Origin of the sequence: Curtobacterium sp. 1544 (genome assembly GCF_040544915.1) — a bacterium.
Lineage (GTDB): Bacteria > Actinomycetota > Actinomycetes > Actinomycetales > Microbacteriaceae > Curtobacterium > Curtobacterium pusillum_C.
Genome location: NZ_JBEPKX010000020.1, coordinates 1 through 18985, shown reverse-complemented (window position 1 = coordinate 18985; position 18985 = coordinate 1). Strand labels below are relative to the sequence as shown.

The following is an 18985-nucleotide window of genomic DNA, read 5'->3' as shown; positions in this document are numbered from 1 at the left end:
GGCTGCAGTCACCGACGAGGTGCCGCACTGCGTCAGTTTGACAGCTCCCACACCTGCGCTCTCGTGAACCGCCTGACTTCACTCAGGGCATCCGTCGGGTCAACCTTCTTCGCCCACCGACGCTTCATCGCCTTTGAAGCATTCTCCAGTCCGTACGTGAATACCGCATGACCCGGGTCGAAAAGATTGAACAGCTCGATATTGTGGCCATTCATTGATCCGTGATGCGGGACCGTTGCTACGCAGGTGTGAATGGCTGCCGGTAGCCATTGGCGCCATTCCGCCTCGAACGCGTTCCACACGTCAGAGACATCGAGCGGCAGATCTCCTGTATGCACCCACCCGCTCGTGCATGCGTGGGCAAAGTGACCCGGTTTCGGCGGAATGGAACTATGCGCCAGAGGAACGCTCGTAGATCCGCTATACAGACCGACTGATGACCAGTTGGTGATGCTTGTCCGCCCGCGTGGGATGCCATGTGCCTTGGCAACGTCCTCCATGATGCCCCGCGCCGCGCGCCTGTGCGCATGACTTCGGACGATAGTCTCGCGGTCTGCTTCGAGTTCCACGTTGAGGCGAAGTTTGGACTTGATCCGTTTTGCAACTTCTTGCAATGCCTTGTGGGGAACAGTGAGTTGCGTCACAAGCAGCCGCCACGGCAGCCCGTTCGGCGTGAGGTCGGTTCCCGATGGGATTGTGCGTATCGCTGCGCCAACGACGGTGCCGTTCGCGTCGACCTGCGAAGCGTCGTCGACAGACAAGTTCGTGTTAGCTGCATTGGCAGAATCCTGCACCAAGAGGACCTCGTCGATTCCGAGGCCTGCCGCGAACCCAGCAATGCTGGCGTTAGATCGCAGCAGGTTCATGCTCGCGGCGCTTGCAGATCGGTGAGATTGCCGGAGCATCCCAAACAGCCTCGACACGGGCCCGAGCCAGGGCACGACGAGTGTCTCGACCGATATGGTCGACCGCTCCATCTCCTTCGCAAGGAACCGCAATCGGTTCACGTGATCTTCGTCAAGATGTGAGATGAAGACGAAATCGATGCGTGTGATTCCTCTGTTGACCAGGTCTTTCGCGAAGTCACGAATCGCTGCTTCCAGCTTCCGCACACTCGGTGCCGCACCGACGTCATATACGTAGGTCAACGCCGGCACCCCGGACTGCGCGACGGTGGTGGTGTGGAAGCCGCCGTGCCCGATCCGATACTGCACCCGATCTGCGCTCACAGGCGCCCCGCCCCCTGCTACTGACATCTGCTCAACATAGCGTATGTACTAGACCCCGAAGGAGCCCGAGCCTCCCACTGCATGTAGGCTCGCGTGAGCTCTGTGCGGGGTGCCGCTAGTCCATCTGCGCATCTCTCGTGGTCGCACCGTTATCGAGCCGCAGCAGCCCTCCGGCGCGGTCTTTCCGCCAGCGCAGGCCCGCGGCGTCGGTAAACTCGACCTCGACCGGGACACCGGCGATCCCGGGAAGAAGGCCGAGGGGGCGTTGCTTCCGGATACGCCCGAAGGGCTCGATCTGGAGTGCGTCGACGTGACGCGAGTCGAGTTGTGCGGTGCCGTTCGGGGCCATCCAGAAGACAGTGACGTCGAAGATCGGTTTCGGGCTGATGTTGAGTACCTCAGCCGCGGTCACGAGACCGTCTCGTCCGACGTCGTGTTCTGCAGGATCCCAAGCGGGACGCTCGCCGATCAGTGATGCTGCAGACGCTGGTCCGGCTTCGGGTTCGTCCACTACTTCATAGGGGACGCGGATCTCCGACGCGCTCGCACGCTCAGCCTGGTTGCGCTCGTCCGCGACGCGACGCGACGCGTCGCTGCTCGCGCTGTTCCGCTTCGATTCGGCGGGGGCGGGCCTCCGCTTCGGCCGCAGCACGTCGAGCCCTAGCGGTCGCTCGTTCTGCCCGCCACAAACCCCATGCCGCGACTGCGGTTGCGCCAACTGTCCCAACCGCCGAAAGCCACCCCGGTACGACTTGCCCCCACATATCCACCACGCGGGAATCGTAGCGCCGGCCCGTTCACCTACCCCTCCCCGGCGACCACAACCGCCGTCGCGACGAGGACGCCGACCGTGTCCGCAACCAACCGTCGAACATCACCGACCGGCAGAAGGACTATAAGGTCTGCTGCCAGAAGTCCGTCTCAGTGAAGCCGACCACGCACGTGCAGCAACGGCCGAAGCTCCGCTACGGCAGCAAGGAGTGGTACGACACGTACCGCGTCGACCGGAACAGCAGCGAGTCCCACAACAAGCTGCTGCAGAAGGACCACAACCTCGAAAACACGATGAGCCGTCCCATGCACGGCCTCGCCGCGCAGCAGTTCGCACTCGCCCTCTTCGCCGTCGCGTCCAACATGCGGCGCATCATCAAGCACGAACACGACGTCCGCGAGGACGAACGCCGCACCGCCGCCGGCCGCGCACCCCAGACCCGGAAGCAAGCTGACGAGTACCTCAAGCGTGCCCGCGACCGCAACGGTGAAACCCGCTACATGCGGACCCGTGCATAGCGGGCAATGCCGATGTACAGGACACCTGAGCGAAGCGGCGGTCTCCTCGCTTGGCCCGAAACCCACGCGTAGAGTCCGTGCTCGTTGTCGGCAGGGTCTTCGGTCACGGACCAGTGCACTCCGACGAGAGCGAGCCCGCGGGCCAGCGTCGTCGGTGTCATCAGATGGATTGTTGTCGCAGCGAGCAGGCTCCGCGGACGCGTCCCAGTCGCCGCTGTTGTTTCGTCGATGTCAGTCATGTTCTACCCCCATCAGTTGTTGCGAAGCGAGAGGAGCTGACGGTCGGACCTTTTGAAGCTGGAGCTCTTCAGAGCCCGCGGGCTGCAGCGGCTGCGCCCGGCGCCCGACGCTCTATCAAGGCGCAACGACGGGGCGAAGCCCTACAATCTTCGCCGCCGTCACTGCTGTATCGAAGCCTTCATCCCATCGAAGTTCGGTGATTTCTCCACTAGCGGCGGTTGGACGAAGTACATCGAGAACGTCCCCCTCGAAAACGGAGTGCGGTTCTGCGAGTCCACGGGCGTGCTTTGCGAAGCGTTCGTAGTCAGCGTCGGAGCGGAAGAACACCGCGTACCGTCGACCGTCGAGCGCAGCATATGAGGCGTTCCAGACGGTTGCCAGTTCGTCGAGTACGTCCTTGACAGACGCTGGGGTCGACTGATCATCGAAGAGCCGGCCGCCGATGCGCCGTCGCTCGGTGTCGGTGAAGTCCGTGGAAGCCCAGTCGATTGTGACATTCAGATCGAACTGTATGTGCCGCAGTTCATCTTCGCTGAGGCTGCCGCCGTCAAGGTTGAGGTAGCTGCGAAGCTTCTGCGTGAGCCAAAAAATCGGGGCCCCGACGATGCCCTCTGCCAACGCTCCACGGTTCCCCTCCTCCGCGTTTGGGACGAGACTCTGAATGCGCTGCAGCAGTTCCTTAGAGTGGTAATCCTTGCAGAATTTGAAGTAGTGAGCGCTCCGGCGCGGCAGCCACGACCATCTCGACCCGTGGGGCATGGGAAAGGTTCGGAGAATTTTCCCCAACGCGCTGATCTGCTCTGGCGTGGCAGTCGCGTATCCAGCCGCTCTGACCTCAGCGTCAAGCTCGGTAGCCGTCTCGTAATCGAACTTAGTTTTGCACAGGTTCAAGATTTCGAACTGCAAGCACGTGTTGAACAATTCCTCACTCACCGAGTACGCGACTTCGCAGTGGTAGTTGCAGTTGTATCGGCTGAGCTGTCTCTCTGACGTGCGTTCGAACACGTATTGAGCTGCGACAATGTCTCGTGCCGCTTGCTCGAGTATCGCTTCCGCGTCGGCGGGCAACTCGGCCTCGTAGTCCCCGGCTTCCCGGAGGTTGGCGAGAACGTCATCCGTTCCGTTGTCCAGACGAATGAGCTCAAGCCAGTCCGTCGCGGCTCGGATCCCGATGCGGCGGTTGGGATCCTGATACGTCATCTGGTCGACAAGTTCATCGAGGTCCGTCAAGGACGGCTGAACGTCCGCAATGCGGTGATACTCGCCCCCTCGCGCATGCTGTTTGGTGAACGTCTCGTTGACGAGCAGCCCGAGCGCAAAGATGTCAGCAGAGGCGTCCACGTCGCGCGCGTCGCGTCCTTGCATCTGCTCGGGCGCGAGGTAATTCCGGTTCGCGAGCATGCTGTTCTGCTTTGTCAGCGTTGAGTCTTTGAAGTGAGCTATACCAAAGTCTGCGAGCACGAGGTGCTGCGCTTCCGGATCTACGAGAATATTTTGCGGCTTGATATCGCGGTGAACTACACCTTCGCCGTGAACGTATTCGACAGCTTGGAACAGCTGCACGAGGTACCCGATAAGGACTTCGGGGTCATGCTCGGTATCGATGACGTCACGAAGACTGGCCGGGAAGAGGTCCATCACGTAGTAGTAGAACCCATCGTCCTTTGTTGAGCCATGAATCTTGATAACGTTTGAATGCTCAGCGCGCTTGCCGAAGTTAATTTCGCGCTCAAAGCGCGCATCTCGATCACCTCCGCGCGCCCTAATCTGCTTCATTGCATAGAAACGCCCATCCACGGACGACCGCACCTCGTACACGTGCGAGTTGCCACCATTCTGCAAATGACGCGCATCGGTCCAGGTCACACCGTCGATGGACGGTACGCGGGTTGCCATGGCCTCACGCTATCGGGTTGCAAGGCATTTCGGTGTCCGCGGGGGCAAGGCGTGCTTTGTCGCCCCAATCAAGCTGAGGACGTGATCGACCGCTGCCAGCCTTCTAGAACCGGTCAAGCGCGGGGCCGAAGCTAGGTCTCCGTTAGCTACGGATACACACGCGCTCGAACGACGCTCAGCGGCGAAGCCCTAGGCGTACTTGCCCGAACCAGATACCTGCTTCGCGCCCGAGGAGCCCACCCTGACCAAGGCTGAGCACCGCATGCGTCCAGGTGTGGAGTACCTCGCCCACTGCAGATCGCCGTACGGCGTTGAAGACCGTTCCGTCATCTTCCCCGTTTGCGAACCGACCACGTGCCGCTACTAATTCGGGCGACGTGTTAACGACGGCGTTCTCAAAGTCGTTCCACATGTGCATGGGTGACGGGCGGTGCTGTGGTGCGCCTCGGATTTCGTCAAGGTAGTTGAAGCGGCGCCCCAGAGCGTACCCCTCAAGCATTTCGCGAAGTGCTTGCCAGTGCTCGTTCTGTTGCTGCTGCGCGACGGCGTGCTTCGCGATGCCGGGGAGCGGGACGCGATGCGCGTGCGCCCAGATGGCGTCGTCGATTGCGCTGGTGGCATGACCCTTGACCGCTGCTGGCTCAAGGTCAGCCATCGAAAGCGCAGCGAGTTTCAGGAGCTTCTCGACAGCGGCGGAGGCGGAGACGAGGAACGGCCAGAGCATCACCATGTCGGCAGTTGGCGCGCGGAGAGATCCATGGGCGCCGGTCAGCAGGGACGCGACCGCCTCCGTCTCGTACGACCAGGCGGCGACGCGAGCACGACGCGCTTCGGGTGACTCATCCATGAGCGTCATTGTGAGGTTCGTTGGTGGGTGCGTCCCCACGATCTCGGTAGGTTGCTGATCCATGAACCGGGAACCCGGCCGCAGCAACGTCCTCCCAGGGGACGTCGTCCGAGTCGACGGTCTCGCCGGTGGCGAGGCGAGCCCTGGCGAAAATGTGGCTGATATTCGCTTCTGCGCCCGCCCGTTGGATCCCGTCGGGAAGGGCGGCGATCGTTTCTTCGCTGAGGTACCAATGCATGGCTTCACCGAGAGGTAGTCGGTGCGGGAGGACAGGGTTCAAATTGGGGATGTCGTTCCTACCCAGCATGACGATGTCACCCGGTTCGGTCTGACCTGCTGTCACAGTGAGCGCGAAGTGCAGGTCGACCGCTTCAACAGAGATGGGTAGCCCGCCAGTGTTGCGGACAGTTGTCACGAGGAGACGTGCCGCACGCTCTAGGTCCGGCGATGCGCGCATCTGCGCGATTGCTTGGAAGGGTCCGCCGATCGGCCCCACGGGGGTGTCTAGCGCTGCCTGAAGCTCGAGGGTTGCTTCACGGTGAGGCTTGGTGTGCTCGGCTGCGTCGCGGATGGCGTCGAGAAGGGTGCTTTCGCTGATCGGCAATGCGGGAACCCCTGCCGCGCCCTCATGGGCGGTCTTCCACTGTCTGAGAACCTCGGCGGGATAGTCTTCCGGATGTCTGCGATCGACAACGTTGTGGTGCGGGGTGCAGAGCAGAATCAGGTTCGGGAAGCTTGCCCGGTCAGAGTCGGTCATCCCAGCGTCGTAGCGCGCCGAGCCAGGCGACGCACCACGAATGTGCGCGATCTGCACCGCAACCTCGGGCTCCGACCCCACCATCTCCACCGCCGGCCGAGCACAATTCGGGTAGTAACACGTCCCGCTGCCGAGGGCGAAAAGTCCAGCTCGGGTGCCAGCCGAGTACGCCCGTGGGTCCGTCATGCCTCAAGCCTAAGCACCATGCTGCGCGCGATGATCGGGTGGCTCGAGATCGCGGGCGCCGGCGGACGTCGATCCCCTGTCGGGGGCCTGACGTACTCTCATGTCTGCTGCGGGCGATGGCCGCTCGAGCTTCAAGGGAGAAGAACATGGCGGACTCGGTGATCAAGAACGTCGAGAAGGACCGTGACGGGGACCTCAGCTACGTGGGCGTTTCCGGCACCTGGAAGTGGACGGTCGCCCAGGTTGTGTCGTCGATTGAGTCGGGAACGAACAGGTTCTACGTGATGTGCCCGCAACGAGCCGACGTCGTCGTCCGAAGCACGGCCGGCGGCCGCAGGTTCCTGAAGACCACAGCGGACACCACCACGAAGAACAACCTCGACAGCCTCCCGCCGTTCTGATGACCCAGAGATGCCGCCACGAAGTCGTGGCGGCATCTCGCCGACGCTTGGTGGCGGCACCGAACTTCGACCCCTTCGCTTCGGCTTTGCCCAGTCGCTTCGATCGCGGCCGATAGTCCACGTTGTCGCGTCACCATGACGCCCTCAGACCAGGAGGTAACCATGCCCGTCCGCCTTGCCCGCATCACCTACGAGCGCCACATCCGCATCTGGCGCCTGCGCCTAGACCCCGACGCGGCCGGCGCCGGCGACAAGTTCGGCGACCTCGTCGGTTTCGGTGGGGACCCTCGCCGACCAGACGAGGAGTTGAAGGTGACCACGCACCTCGCCGGCTGGCGCGTCCGCCCGGTGGACGGCGGCTGGCGGGACGAGGCCGGGACGTGGGTCGTACCGGTGGTGGCGGTCGTGTAAGCGCAATCTGGTGCACGCCTGGCGCGCGCCGGCGGGTCACCGTTCTGTGGGGTTTCGAAGGAGCTCATTGACGATTTCGTGGCTCGTGCGAACGGACTGCATCATGAGCACGATCGGCATTGCCGCAGCGTTTTTGGGGTGCGCGGCGACGTTTCGTAGTCGCCGCCCGCTGTTCAGCATGTCGGTATCGAGGGGGCCGTCTGGATGCGTGGCCAGGTAGCGTTCGATGAGCTCGCTGTAAGACTGCCTCGGGTTCGCGTTGAGCACGTGTCGGAGCGTCGTTTCCACTGCCTGCAAGGCTTTCTCTGCACCGAGCGCCGCGAACTCGTACTCCACAGACGACATGACGAGCAGTCGTCGGCTGAGCTGTAGCAACGATGCGACGCCTTCGGGCGCGTGAGGGGTTTCCGGCAGCTCTGCCACGGCTGTCTCGAGGGCGTCTGGTGTTGCGTAGACGGGCGGCTGCTCCTCGCTCGTGACAACAATCGACTGTCGGCGCGTCCGATCGTCGAGGGCGAACAGATGGGCGCCGGGCGCAGGCATGATGAGCTGCATGACGAGGTCGCTGACGATGCGTACGCCGGTGTGCACGTCATCTGGGTCGACTTCACGGTTGTCGAACTCTGCATTTGCGTCGAGGTGAAGTGACGCTTGGAATCGCTCGACCTTGCGCATGAGTTCGTAGAGGCGGACGATGAGGTATGGCTTTGCCGGAGCGTCTGGGTCGATCAGAGCTTTCGCCAGTTCATGCGCAAGTGAGTTCCGATACTCTCGGACTTCCGCCATCGTTTTCTGGTCGGAGTCCTCGAGCACATCTTCGTCGATCAACCATGAGATTGACTCCTTCACGCGGTTTTGCCCGCGCCGGAGGAACCGTTGTTGGTATTCGAGCGTGTACGTCGGACCCGATTCGGACCACCCGTGTTCGTGGAAGGATGCAACGATCTCGACGATGCTTGTCGTCACCAGTTCATAAATTGTAAGGAAGGCACCCGCGCGGACGAGCGTGTCCTGCATAGTATTTTGTTGAAGATGTGCGTGCAGTCGCTCCTCGTAGCTTCTTGATTCACTCATGGTGTCGACGTGCCTCTCTTGGTCTACGTGCTATCGCGATCTGGCTTCAGAGCTTCCGCAGCACCCGATCTGCCCGAGGTAACGTCCTCCCCCACTGGCTTTTGTGCCCATAGCGCGACGGTACGTGATAGCGCCGATTCTCCATACGCGACGCGCACTCGGCAATTCTACTGACTGCCGCGTGCGTTTACGATCGACCTCCCGGCACCCAGTACCAGTCGGCGGGTGCGCTGTTGAGATGCGTGAAGCCGTCACGTTCCAACGCTTCTCCGAGGTCAGCGATCCTGGCAGCGGCAGCGTCTGTCCACGCCGCGCCGGTTGCCTCGCGCAGGACACGGAGAAGTCTTGTCGGCCGGTTGCCGTGCTTCTTCCGCCAGATCGGTTCCGGCTGTTCGGCGTCGTCGGGCACGGCGATCGTCCACCCCCACCCGGCGGGCGCGTCTCGCAGCCACGTGAGGTTCGCTCGGTCGAGCTGCTCGGCGAGTTCAGCGAGCCACAGAGAGGACGGTCCGGTTGATGCGACGGCGTCGCCGCGCAGATCCGCAACGGATCGCGTCCCAAAACGGGTGCGGTGAGATTCGGTGATTGTGAAGAATCTGTCGGTCATGGTGCTCTACGCGTACGTCACACTCGCACTCATGGGAGGCGCTGGCCTCGCCATGACCGAGGCACTCGGGGTTCGCGGCGCCGACATCCACCACAGCACTGAGGGATACACCGTACGAGTGGTCGGCCGCCGTGCCCGAATCATCCCGGTCCACGCCGACTGGGAGCGCTACCTCGACGAGCCCAACACCCACTTCATCGACGGCGAACATGTCCTCTTCCCCGGGCAGACACCGCGAGGACGCGAAACGACGCTCCGAACTCTCTACCGCGGCCCACACCCGGCGCCGAACCCACAGTGGCTCCGCGACACCTGGCTGCTCCAGCTCGTTCGCACGCTCCCGCTCAGCATCATCATGCAAGCAGTCGGCACATCGGACGTCATCCGCTTCCGACGCTATTTCGACGCTGCCCACCTCAACTTCGAGCAGTGGCACGGGGCTGTCCGCAATCCCGCCGCATACAGACCAGTCGTGAACACCACCAGCGACGACATCATCGCGTCCGACGGACCCAGCTGGCGTGCCGTGCACGAGAGAGCTCGCGTCGAGGCCACATCGAGTGCCGTGAAGCCAAACGGCGCGCCCATGGGCTCCGCCGTGGATGACGCGGCCGAGTCGGACAGCACGACTTACCCGCCTCGTCCGCAAGGTCGACGCCGCCCGCGTGACCAGGACCACGGCAAGTACGCGCGGCGACCCAGGAGAGTCGACACCCACGAACAGGCGCTCACGTCGGACAGCACCGCCGTCCCTGCCGGGACCCTTGCGGTTACGTTCAGGCGTGGCGAGCAGCCATTGACAGCTGACAACACTGCGATTCCCGTCGGCACCCCGGCGGCTCCGTTCGAGCGTGCCGCTTCGACGGAGCCGCCGGAAGGCCACGGAGGCCGGCCCGTACATAAGGCGGGGCGCGAGCCTCGGCGCATCGAAGCTCTCGAAGGCGACTGGTCGCCCAAGCGCTCGCGAAAGACGTCTCGGTACGAGGCCCTGCCACCGGGAATCGCGCAGCGCCCGGCGCGGGCAGAGGAAGCCACCGCTGAGGGCACCTTCGACACGAGTGACCTGATGTTCGCCGCCATCCGGGAAGGGCTCCTCGCAGAAGCGCGCCGGTCTGCGCGGGGCGGAAAGCGATGACCGGCTTGGCGAACACGTGGGACAACACTGTCGCCACGACGTTCGACGTGCTCCGCACAGTCGGAGAGGGCGGACTCACCCAGGCTGAGGTCAAGGCGGGTCCCGGCCCGATGACTCCCATCGACGGCGACCTGGCGCAGGCATGGCTTGACCGTGTCATCCAGTCCCAGGTCCTGCCGCCCCTCGGCGTATGGAGACGCCGGAACCGTGAACGTGCCGGAAAGCGCAACGGGGGCCCGGCGCCGGCCATCAATGACGCGGTCATCCTCACCATCGCGCTCATCCTCGTCATCGAGCATTCGTCGGTCCGCGTGCAGGACATGGCACGTGCGCTGCAGCACCGGCTCACCCCTGAGGCCCGAGAGGTGCTCGGCATCGGTCACCTCTACGACAACCCGTTCACCAACTGGTACTTCATCGCGCACCGCGCCATCCACCGCGTCATCGCCACGTTCGACCCCTACATCACCAACGACGGGGCGGAACGGAATCAGTGGAAGGCGATGTCCTACGAGGACCGCATCGCATGGGAAGCCGCCGTCGACCAGGAGTTCGTCGCGGAACTGAACGCCCGCGCCGAGTGGTTCATGAACGCGCTCGTGGAGATGTCGTTGCAGCAGCAGGCGCGGAAGTATCGGCGGCGGAAGACCGCGATGACCATCGACCAGAGCGGCGTGAAGGCCGGAGCGGTCCTCGCCCGATGGAAGCGGGACCCGAAGACGGGCAAGGAAGTCCCGCAGAAGAACGCTCTCAACCCGACGACCAACGAGCCGGAGGCCCGCCGCGTCCGCGCGATGGAGGCCGACTGGGTGACGAAGAAGAAGGGCGCGAAGAAGCGCAACGCCGACGAAGAGGAACGCATCTCCCGCATCAAGTGGGAGCTCGGGTACATGGCGAACATCATCATCGACGTCCTCGAAGACCCCAACGCGGACAAGAAGCTCTACGCACCGCAACTCATCCGGGCCATCAGCCTCGGCACCCCGAACAAGCGCATCGGCGGTCACGCCATTTCGCTCCTCGACTCGCTGCAAGCGCGCGGCTACGAACTGACACGGTTGAGCTTCGACCGCGGCTACTCGCAACTCAAAGACGAGTTCCACGAGCAGCTCGTCGCTCGTGGCATCCCCGTGGTGAAGGACTACGTCGACCGGCAGAAGGGCATCACCAACGGCGCCATCGGCAACTCCATCATGGTTGAAGGCCGCTACTACTGCCCGTCGACTCCCATCGACCTGCTCGAGTCGACGAAGAACTGGGAGCAGGGCAAGCTCACCAACGAGGAGTACTGGGCCAAGCGGAAGAAGCTCGAGAAGTACGAACTCATCCTCCACGAGCAGAAAGCCAACGGCACGCTCCGCCTCTCCTGCCCTGCGTCGGGGCCGTCGCCGACAGCGTCGTGCCCGCTCCGCGAGCTGATGAAGGGTGCAGTGCCCGACGAGGAAGCCGACCGCGTTCACATCTACGAGGAGAACATCACCGACAGGCAGAAGGACTACAAGGTCTGCGGCCAGAAGTCGGTATCGGTGAAGCCGACGACCCATGTGCAGCAGCGGCAGAAGCTCCGTTACGGCAGCAAGGAATGGTTCGACACGTACCGAGCCGACCGAAACAGCAGCGAATCCTCCAACGACCTGCTGCAGAAGGACCACAACCTCGAGAACACGATGGCCCGACCCATGCACGGCCTCGCCGCGCGGCAATTCGCGCTCGCTCTCTTCGCCGTCGCATCGAACATGCGACGCATCATCCAGTACGAACACGACGTCTACGAACTGGAACGACGAGCGGCAGCAGGCCGCGCACCGCAGCCGCGAAAGCAGCCCGACGAATACCTCAAGCGCGCCCGCGACCGCAACCGCGAAACCCGGTACATGCGGAACCCGCCACCCCGGAAACTGGTGCCGTGGGAACCGTTAGAGCTACCGCCAGTGCCTGCATAGCGGGCTGACCCGCACCGGCAACGTCGGCAGAACCAAACAACACACCCGCACACCCCAACGCTCCATCGCGCCCGAAATAAGGGCGGAAGCGTCCGGGGTGCTTCGGCGCGCCCGGAAACAGGAGGAACGCGCCCCACCGAGCGTGTCGACCGGCGCGGATCCATCGGCTGGCGCCGAAACCAAGCCCCGATCAGCCCCTGAGAACCAGAAGAGCCCCCGGCCGAAGCCGGGGGCTCTTCTGTTGGTTCAGACCTGCAAATGCTGGAGACCAGACCTGCAATCAACCCGCTGGCGGTACCGGTGGGATTTGAACCCACGGTGGAGTTGCCCCCACACATGTTTTCGAGACATGATCCTTCGGCCGCTCGGACACGGTACCGGGGAAGAGTTTACACGATCCGGGAGGCGCGGCGCACCACCGCCGGCCCGCTCCCCCTCCACAGGTGGCTGGCTCCGAACCCTCGTCCACAGCTCAGCAGGGACTCGTCACGTCCCGAAGATCGCCGCGTAACGTCCACCCCATGAGATCCCGGACCCTGATCGCGCTGCTGTCGTCGATCGTCGGCGGACTGGTCGTCATGGGCGGTGCCGCCTTCGGCGCACGGGCGGGCGTCCGCGGGCAACGCGCCGCCGCCCGACGCGTCGTGGACATGCTCCCTGTCCATGCCGACTGGTGGCGCGAGCGCCTGCAGCACGAGGGGCAGATCACGTACCTCGCGATCGGCGACTCGGCGGCTCAGGGCGTCGGTGCGACCGAACCGCACCGCGGGTACGTCGGCCTGCTCGCTCGGCGGATCCGGCACCGTTCCCGTACGTCGGTCCGCGTCGTGAACCTCAGCGTGTCCGGGTCGACGACGTGGGGCGCCCGGAAGGACCAGCTGCCGAAGCTCCGGAACTACGTGCCCGACATCTGCACGGTGTCGATCGGCGCGAACGACATCGCCGACTTCCACCCGGACAAGTTCGAGCGGAACATCCGCGAGATCTACGGTGCGGTGCCGTCCCACGCGATCGTGGCCGAGCTGCCGTGCATGTTCGTGCCGGACCGGGAGCGCAAGGTCGCGGTGGCGAATGAGATCGTGCACCGGGTGGCCGACGAACTCGGGTTGACCGTGGCACCGTTGCACACGATCACGAAGCGGGTCGGGCTCCGCCGGACGTTCTTCAACAGTTACGGCGACCTGTTCCACCCGAACGACCGCGGCTACGAGATCTGGGCGAGTGCGTTCGAGCCGGCGATCGACGCCCGGGTCGACGTGGTGGCCGCGATCCGCCACTACCTCTCCGCGCGCGAGGCCGAGGACCTCGGGGCGGGTGCCGGGGCAGTGGCCACGGCGCGGGCGGAGCAGGACGTCGAGGGCGCGGAGGCACTCGACCACGCTGACCGGCCGGGACGGATCGACCGACTCCGGCAGCGCGTGACGGGTTCGGTCCCGATCCCGGGTGCCCGCGACGACAGTCCGGACGGCCAGTCCGGTCATGTCGGCGGCACGGCCTAGCCTGACGAGCATGGCCCGCCCTCAATCTCTCTACCGCTGCACGGAGTGTGGCTGGACCAGCATCAAGTGGGTCGGCCGCTGCGGCGAGTGCCAGGCCTGGGGCACCGTTGAGGACTCCTCCGCGGCGACGGCCAGTACGCGTGGCACGGCCGCCGTGGCCGTCGCCGGCAACCGCGTCGCTCGTCCCATCACCGAGTCCCGCGGGACGACGGTCCAGCGTTGGCGGACGGGGATCGGCGAGTTCGACCGCGTGCTCGGCGGTGGCGTCGTCCCGGGTGCCGCCGTCCTGCTCTCCGGCGAACCGGGTGTCGGCAAGTCCACCCTCCTGCTCGAGGTCGCCTCGCGCGCAGCGGCGACCGGCAAGCGTGTCCTGTACGTCAGCGCCGAGGAATCCGTCGACCAGGTGCGCCTTCGGGCAGAGCGGACCGGGGCCATGCACGACGACCTGTTCCTGGCGAGCGAGGTCGACCTCGGCGTCATCCTGGGCCAGATCGACCAGGTGCGCCCCGACCTGCTCATCGCCGACTCCGTGCAGACGATCTCGTCGAGTTCGATCGACGGCATCGCCGGCGGCACGTCCCAGGTGCGCGAGGTGGCTTCGACCCTGATCCGGGTCGCGAAGGACCGGGCGCTCCCCGTCCTCATCGTCGGGCACGTCACGAAGGACGGCACGATCGCCGGCCCTCGCCTGCTCGAGCACCTCGTCGACGTCGTCTGCCACTTCGAGGGCGACCGACAGACGGCGCTCCGGTTCGTCCGGGCCTTGAAGAACCGCTTCGGCCCCACGGACGAGGTCGGCTGCTTCGACATGGCCGGCGACGGCATCCACGAGGTCCCCGACCCGAGCGGCCTGTTCATGTCGAAGAACGGCGCTCCGGTGTCCGGCACGTGCGTGACCGTCGCGCTCGAGGGGCGTCGGGCGCTCCCGGTCGAGGTGCAGGCGCTCGTCGTGCCGAGTTCGGCCCCACAGCCGCGCCGGGTCGTGAACGGTGTCGACGCGTCGCGCGTGGCCATGCTGCTCGCGGTGCTCGAGCGTCGTGCCGGCCTGAAGCTGTCCGACGCCGACGTCTACGTGTCGACGGTCGGGGGCATGAAGCTCACCGAACCCGGCGCGGACCTCGCGATCGCCCTGGCGCTGGCGAGCGCGGCCCGTGACCGGCCGTACCCGCACACCCTCGCGGCCGTGGGCGAGATCAGCCTCGCCGGCGAGATCCGTCCCACGACCGGCACGAAGCAGCGTGCGAGCGAAGCAGCCCGGCTCGGTTTCACGACCGTCCTCGGGTCCGATGCACAGCACCTGCGAGAAGCCCTGCGCGTCGCGTTCTCACTGGCGAACAACGAGCGCGAACGCGAGCTCGATCGCGCGTTCTGACCGCCCGTCCCGACGGCGTGCGCGATCGCGACGCGCCGTGCGACCGCGCACAGCGCGAATCGCTCAGGCGCGGAGTGCGGCGAGCAAGTCCTCGGGGGTGGCCTGCATCGTGTGCGGTCCGGCGATGTCGAAGAACACACCCTCGAGCGACTCGAGGTGCGCGGCGAGGAACTCCTCCAGCCGCGGTCCGTCGTAGACCATGACCTGCCGGATCTTCTCGTCGGGCACCATCGCCGCGTAGGCGTCCGCCGACGAGAACAGCAGCAGGATGCGCTTGTCGGAGCCCTCGCGACCGAACACCCGGACCTGCATGTCCTTCTTGCCGGTCACGAGCCGGGGGACGATCACGATGTCGTTGCGGAGGGCGAACGCCACCGCGGCGACGTCCTGCTTCGCGAGGGCTTCCTCGAGCTGTTCGCTCCGGAAGCGCTGTTCCTTGTCTGCCATCGCCCCTAGTCCACCAGATTCATGGCAGTTCAGCGACTTCGGCTCTTCCCTTGTGGCCAGGAGAGGGTACATTGATACCAACCGCTTCGGCGGGAGTCCATCGTTCTTCCGGTGTCATGCACCTCGAGCGCCATCGGTCACTGGCCTTCCCCGGCCGCCTGGCCCCGAACCCGTTCCGCCGGCCCAATGCCCGCGGGGCGCATCGATCTGACGACATCCGTCGGTGGATCGGCGGTAGCGAATACCGCATCGCAAGGCAGTCGACAGCAGATGTCGACTGGCAAGAAAGTAAGGAACGCCATCATGGCATCGACCGGCACCGTCAAGTGGTTCAACAACGAAAAGGGCTTCGGCTTCATCGCCCCGGACGACGGCTCCGCTGACGTCTTCGCTCACTTCTCCGCGATCGCTGGCAACGGCTACAAGTCGCTTGAGGAGAACCAGAAGGTGGAGTTCGACATCACCGAGGGCCGCAAGGGCCCGCAGGCGGAGAACATCACCGTCCTCGGCTGATCTCGCTCAGCTCGAACGGGCCCGTCGTCCTCGTGACGACGGGCCCGTTCTCGTTGCCGCGATTGCTCGCTGATATGCTGGCGTATCATGCAGAGTGGATACATCGTCTACGTCGACGAGAGCGGGGACCACAGCCTCACGAGCATCAACCCGCAGTACCCGATGTTCGTGCTGGCCTTCTGCATCTTCCCGGTCGATCTGTACATCGATCGGTTCGTTCCCCTGATCCAGCGGCTCAAGTTCGACTTCTTCAACCACGACATGGTGGTGCTGCACGAACGCGAGATGCGGCAATCGGCTCCGCCGTTCGACATCCTGCTGAACCCGACGACGCGGGCCTCGTTCATGCAGCGGATCGACGCGATCTTCGACGAACGGTTCAGCGTCGTTGCATCAGCCATCCGGAAGCACGAGTTCCTCCGGCGCGTGGGGTGCGACACGAGTCCCTACCATGTGGCGCTCGAGTTCAGTCTCGAACGAGTCTTCCTCCAGCTGCAGAATCGTGGCGCCGCCCGCAGCGAGACCGTCGTCGTGTTCGAGAGCAGGGGACGGACCGAAGACCGTGAGCTCGAGGAAGAGTTCAACCGCATCTTGTCCACCACCCGGATGCGCGGGATGGCCGAGACGTTCCGATTCGCCATCGCGAGCAAGCAGACGAACAGCGCCGGCCTGCAGATCGCGGACCTCGTCGCTCGGCCCATCGGCACACATCTACTGCGACCCGAACAGCCCAATCGTGCCTGGGACAAGATCTTGGAACGCATACCGAAGTCGCCGATCGGCTCGGAGCGTGGGTGGGGCTTGAAGGTCTACCCGTGACAAAGCGAGAACCCCCGGCCTGAGCCAGGGGTTCGACGCCGATCGGGCATTCCCAATCCACTTGCTAACCAGCATATCACCGATGGCGCTCCGCGACTAGTTGAGGATGAACTGCACCGAGTCCTTCGACTCGATGTTCCCCACCCCGACCTGCAGGTGGTAGCTCGCTCCCCCACCGGTCACCGACGGCCGCGACGAGTCGCACGTCGAGGTCGACGAACGGGTCCGGTCCCACGCGATCGCCGGCGTGGTCAGGGTCTGCCCGGCCTTGATCGTGACGTCCTGGTTCGTCCCGCCGGTCTGGCAGTCCTTGGAGGACCAGTACTGCTCGTCACCGGAGCTGATCGTGAGGACCTGCTGCGACGAGCCGAGGTCCATGTGGCAGGAGTTCGACCCGGTGTTCTTGATCGACATCGCGATCTTCGGGTCCTCGGTGGGGCCGTACGCGGTCTTGTCCACGACGGCGGTGAGCTGGATCTGGTCCTTCGCGCAGGTGGATCCGTCGGCGGCGGACGAAGCAGACGGCGTCGATCGAGCGAAGGGCGACGACGACCCAGACGAAGACGCTGACCCAGAAGAAGAAGAAGAAGAAGACGACGACGGAGTCGAAGCCCCGGTCGCCGTGGCTGTCGGCTCCGCCGAGGTCGCTCCGCTGCCCCGCCCGACGACGATCAGCACGACGACGACCACGATGAGCAGGAGCACCCCGATGACGGTCGCACGGCGACGCCAGTAGACGCCCGGCTTCTCGGGCCCGACGGGGTGACGGAACGACGACATGCGCACAGGGTAGACAATGCCGAGAGCCCGACGAGGGAACCCCGCCGCAGACCACCCGAAAGCGTCAGAGGATCTTCAGCATGCGGGTGTTGCCGAGCGTGTTCGGCTTGACCCGGGCGAGGTCGAGGAACTCTGCGACCCCTTCGTCCGACGACCGCACGAGTTCGGCGTAGACGTCGGGTGCGACGACCTGTTCGCCGATCTCGAGGTACCCGTGCTTCGTGAAGAACTCGACCTCGAACGTCAGGCAGAAGATGCGGGCGACACCGAGCTCGCGGGCGTCGTGCTCGAGCGCTTCGAGCATGCGGTGTCCGACGCGCTTGTGGATCCAGTCGGCGTCGAGCGCGAGCGTGCGGACCTCGGCGATGTCGTCCCAGAAGACGGCGAGGGCACCGCAGCCGATCGGCACGCCGTCGGGACCCTCGGCGATCCGGAACTGCTGGATCGATCCGTAGAGCGCGACGTTCTCCTTGCCGAGCAGGATGCGGCGGTCGACGTACGGCGAGATGAGGCGTTGGATGTGCGGGACGTCGGACGCGAGCGCCGGTCGCACGAGGATGCCGTGTTCGTCCCGTTCGTGGAACGCGTGCTTCCCGTGCTCAGTCATCTCCCCAACCATAGTGCTCACGGGGTACGGCTCCCTGGACCGTGCACATGCGCCGCCGCCTACCGTCCAGGACATGCCCCAGATCATCGAAACCGTCGACGTGAACGTCCCCGTCGCAGCTGCCTACGGCCAGTGGACCCGATTCGAGGAGTTCCCCGAGTTCCTCGACGAGGTCGAGAAGATCGTCCAGGTCGACGACAAGACCACCGACTGGACTGTGAAGGTCGCCGGCCAGGAGCGCGAGTTCCGCGCCGTCATCACCGAGCAGCACCCCGACGAGCGTGTCGCCTGGACCGTCAAGGACGGCGAGACCGACCACGCCGGTGTCGTCACCTTCCACAAGCTCTCCGACGACGAGACCCGCGTCACCGCGCAGATCGACTGGGAGCCGTCCGGGTTCCTCGAGAAGCTCGGTGCAGCAGTCGGCGTCGGTGGACACGCCATCAAGAAGGACCTGCAGAACTACAAGGAGCGCGTCGAGGCGGCTCCGACGGACACCGGGTGGCGCGGAGACGTCCAGGCCTGATCCGGTCGACGAACGAGAGCCCCCGTGCTGGGAACGGCACGGGGGCTCCGGCGTACGGTCCGCACCATGGATAAGGACACCGACCCGGAACAGCGCGAGGACAACGGGTCCCTCGCCGACCTCAACGACGAGTCCATCGGGCACGCCTTCGACCAGACCAACGGTCTGGCCGACGGCCTCACCGGTGACTCCGACGGCACCGCCGACAGCGATGTCGCCAGTGACGCGGAACGGGGCGATCAGCTCTAGGACGCACCCCACGACAGACGGGAGGCGGGGGGGGGGCGGGGGCCCCCCCCCCCCCCCCCCGCGGGGGGGGGGGGGGGGGGGGGGGGGGGGGGGGGGGCGGGCCCCCCCCGGGCGGGGGGGGGGCGGCCGGCCGGGCGGGGGGGCGAGCCCCCGGGCC

General features: G+C 65.0%; 21 protein-coding genes and 1 tRNA gene. 11 read left to right on the top strand and 11 right to left on the bottom strand.

Features of this window, described 5'->3' with window-relative positions:
• Positions 1–32 precede the first annotated feature (32 nt).
• Together ABIC61_RS12350 and ABIC61_RS12345 are read right to left on the bottom strand one after the other, a co-directional pair.
• The gene (locus ABIC61_RS12350; protein ID WP_354030130.1) at positions 33–1229 is read right to left on the bottom strand and encodes a ComEC/Rec2 family competence protein; all 1197 of its coding nucleotides are present in this window, start codon (positions 1227–1229) and stop codon (positions 33–35) included.
• A 115-nt stretch (positions 1230–1344) separates the two neighbouring features.
• Positions 1345–1881, bottom strand: a complete 537-nt coding sequence (locus tag ABIC61_RS12345; protein WP_354030129.1) for a hypothetical protein — start codon at positions 1879–1881, stop codon at positions 1345–1347.
• Between the two features lie 272 nt (positions 1882–2153).
• On the opposite strand from ABIC61_RS12345, the gene ABIC61_RS12340 reads away from it, so the two are divergent.
• Positions 2154–2519 (top strand): hypothetical protein, encoded by a 366-nt coding sequence (locus ABIC61_RS12340; protein ID WP_354030128.1) that lies wholly within the window; start codon positions 2154–2156, stop codon positions 2517–2519.
• Between the two features lie 354 nt (positions 2520–2873).
• On the opposite strand, the gene ABIC61_RS12335 is transcribed toward ABIC61_RS12340, so the two are convergent.
• From ABIC61_RS12335 to ABIC61_RS12325, 3 genes are all read right to left on the bottom strand, one after another.
• Complete coding sequence (locus ABIC61_RS12335) at positions 2874–4655, bottom strand: serine/threonine-protein kinase (RefSeq protein ID WP_354030127.1); 1782 nt, start codon at positions 4653–4655, stop codon at positions 2874–2876.
• A 175-nt stretch (positions 4656–4830) separates the two neighbouring features.
• Positions 4831–5502, bottom strand: a complete 672-nt coding sequence (locus tag ABIC61_RS12330) for a hypothetical protein (protein ID WP_354030126.1) — start codon at positions 5500–5502, stop codon at positions 4831–4833.
• On the bottom strand, positions 5495–6259 hold the full coding sequence (locus ABIC61_RS12325; protein ID WP_354030125.1) for a hypothetical protein: 765 nt from the start codon (positions 6257–6259) through the stop codon (positions 5495–5497). The genes ABIC61_RS12330 and ABIC61_RS12325 overlap by 8 nt, the downstream gene beginning before the upstream one ends.
• A gap of 332 nt (positions 6260–6591) precedes the next feature.
• Between ABIC61_RS12325 and ABIC61_RS12320 the strand changes: the two genes are divergently transcribed.
• A complete protein-coding gene (locus tag ABIC61_RS12320) occupies positions 6592–6846 on the top strand; it encodes a DUF3892 domain-containing protein (RefSeq protein ID WP_354030124.1) in 255 nt (84 codons plus the stop codon).
• Between the two features lie 162 nt (positions 6847–7008).
• The gene (locus ABIC61_RS12315; RefSeq protein ID WP_354030123.1) at positions 7009–7257 is read left to right on the top strand and encodes a hypothetical protein; all 249 of its coding nucleotides are present in this window, start codon (positions 7009–7011) and stop codon (positions 7255–7257) included.
• A 36-nt stretch (positions 7258–7293) separates the two neighbouring features.
• Here ABIC61_RS12315 and ABIC61_RS12310 read toward each other — a convergent pair whose 3' ends face one another.
• Both ABIC61_RS12310 and ABIC61_RS12305 read right to left on the bottom strand, forming a co-directional pair.
• Positions 7294–8223 carry a hypothetical protein gene (locus ABIC61_RS12310; RefSeq protein ID WP_354030122.1) on the bottom strand — a complete coding sequence of 310 codons (930 nt, stop codon included), beginning with the start codon at positions 8221–8223 and terminating at the stop codon, positions 7294–7296.
• A 295-nt stretch (positions 8224–8518) separates the two neighbouring features.
• Positions 8519–8938: a hypothetical protein gene (locus tag ABIC61_RS12305; RefSeq protein WP_354030121.1), complete on the bottom strand. Its 420-nt coding sequence runs from the start codon at positions 8936–8938 to the stop codon at positions 8519–8521.
• On the opposite strand from ABIC61_RS12305, the gene ABIC61_RS12300 reads away from it, so the two are divergent.
• Positions 8937–10073 (top strand): site-specific integrase, encoded by a 1137-nt coding sequence (locus ABIC61_RS12300; RefSeq protein ID WP_354030120.1) that lies wholly within the window; start codon positions 8937–8939, stop codon positions 10071–10073. The genes ABIC61_RS12305 and ABIC61_RS12300 overlap by 2 nt on opposite strands.
• Before the next feature lie 5 nt (positions 10074–10078).
• Positions 10079–12016: a hypothetical protein gene (locus ABIC61_RS12295; protein WP_354030119.1), complete on the top strand. Its 1938-nt coding sequence runs from the start codon at positions 10079–10081 to the stop codon at positions 12014–12016.
• Positions 12017–12305: 289 nt separating this feature from the next.
• Here the strand turns inward: ABIC61_RS12295 and ABIC61_RS12290 are convergent.
• Positions 12306–12395 (bottom strand) — tRNA-Ser (locus ABIC61_RS12290).
• A gap of 142 nt (positions 12396–12537) precedes the next feature.
• Between ABIC61_RS12290 and ABIC61_RS12285 the strand changes: the two genes are divergently transcribed.
• Both ABIC61_RS12285 and radA read left to right on the top strand, forming a co-directional pair.
• Positions 12538–13515 carry an SGNH/GDSL hydrolase family protein gene (locus ABIC61_RS12285; RefSeq protein WP_354030118.1) on the top strand — a complete coding sequence of 326 codons (978 nt, stop codon included), beginning with the start codon at positions 12538–12540 and terminating at the stop codon, positions 13513–13515.
• 10 nt (positions 13516–13525) lie between these two features.
• On the top strand, positions 13526–14887 hold the full coding sequence (radA, locus tag ABIC61_RS12280) for a DNA repair protein RadA (protein ID WP_354030117.1): 1362 nt from the start codon (positions 13526–13528) through the stop codon (positions 14885–14887).
• 63 nt (positions 14888–14950) lie between these two features.
• Here radA and ABIC61_RS12275 read toward each other — a convergent pair whose 3' ends face one another.
• Positions 14951–15334, bottom strand: coding sequence for an SseB family protein (locus ABIC61_RS12275; protein WP_354030116.1), 384 nt, complete (start codon positions 15332–15334; stop codon positions 14951–14953).
• Positions 15335–15637: 303 nt separating this feature from the next.
• On the opposite strand from ABIC61_RS12275, the gene cspE reads away from it, so the two are divergent.
• Positions 15638–15847 (top strand): transcription antiterminator/RNA stability regulator CspE, encoded by a 210-nt coding sequence (gene cspE / locus ABIC61_RS12270; protein WP_017887662.1) that lies wholly within the window; start codon positions 15638–15640, stop codon positions 15845–15847.
• Positions 15848–15934: 87 nt separating this feature from the next.
• A complete protein-coding gene (locus tag ABIC61_RS12265) occupies positions 15935–16666 on the top strand; it encodes a DUF3800 domain-containing protein (RefSeq protein WP_354030115.1) in 732 nt (243 codons plus the stop codon).
• A gap of 96 nt (positions 16667–16762) precedes the next feature.
• Here ABIC61_RS12265 and ABIC61_RS12260 read toward each other — a convergent pair whose 3' ends face one another.
• Positions 16763–17446: a hypothetical protein gene (locus ABIC61_RS12260; protein ID WP_354030114.1), complete on the bottom strand. Its 684-nt coding sequence runs from the start codon at positions 17444–17446 to the stop codon at positions 16763–16765.
• Between the two features lie 64 nt (positions 17447–17510).
• Complete coding sequence (locus ABIC61_RS12255; RefSeq protein WP_079237744.1) at positions 17511–18053, bottom strand: amino-acid N-acetyltransferase; 543 nt, start codon at positions 18051–18053, stop codon at positions 17511–17513.
• 73 nt (positions 18054–18126) lie between these two features.
• On the opposite strand from ABIC61_RS12255, the gene ABIC61_RS12250 reads away from it, so the two are divergent.
• Both ABIC61_RS12250 and ABIC61_RS12245 read left to right on the top strand, forming a co-directional pair.
• Positions 18127–18579: an SRPBCC family protein gene (locus tag ABIC61_RS12250; RefSeq protein WP_354030113.1), complete on the top strand. Its 453-nt coding sequence runs from the start codon at positions 18127–18129 to the stop codon at positions 18577–18579.
• 66 nt (positions 18580–18645) lie between these two features.
• Positions 18646–18828 carry a hypothetical protein gene (locus tag ABIC61_RS12245; protein ID WP_144756816.1) on the top strand — a complete coding sequence of 61 codons (183 nt, stop codon included), beginning with the start codon at positions 18646–18648 and terminating at the stop codon, positions 18826–18828.
• Positions 18829–18985: the final 157 nt, after the last annotated feature.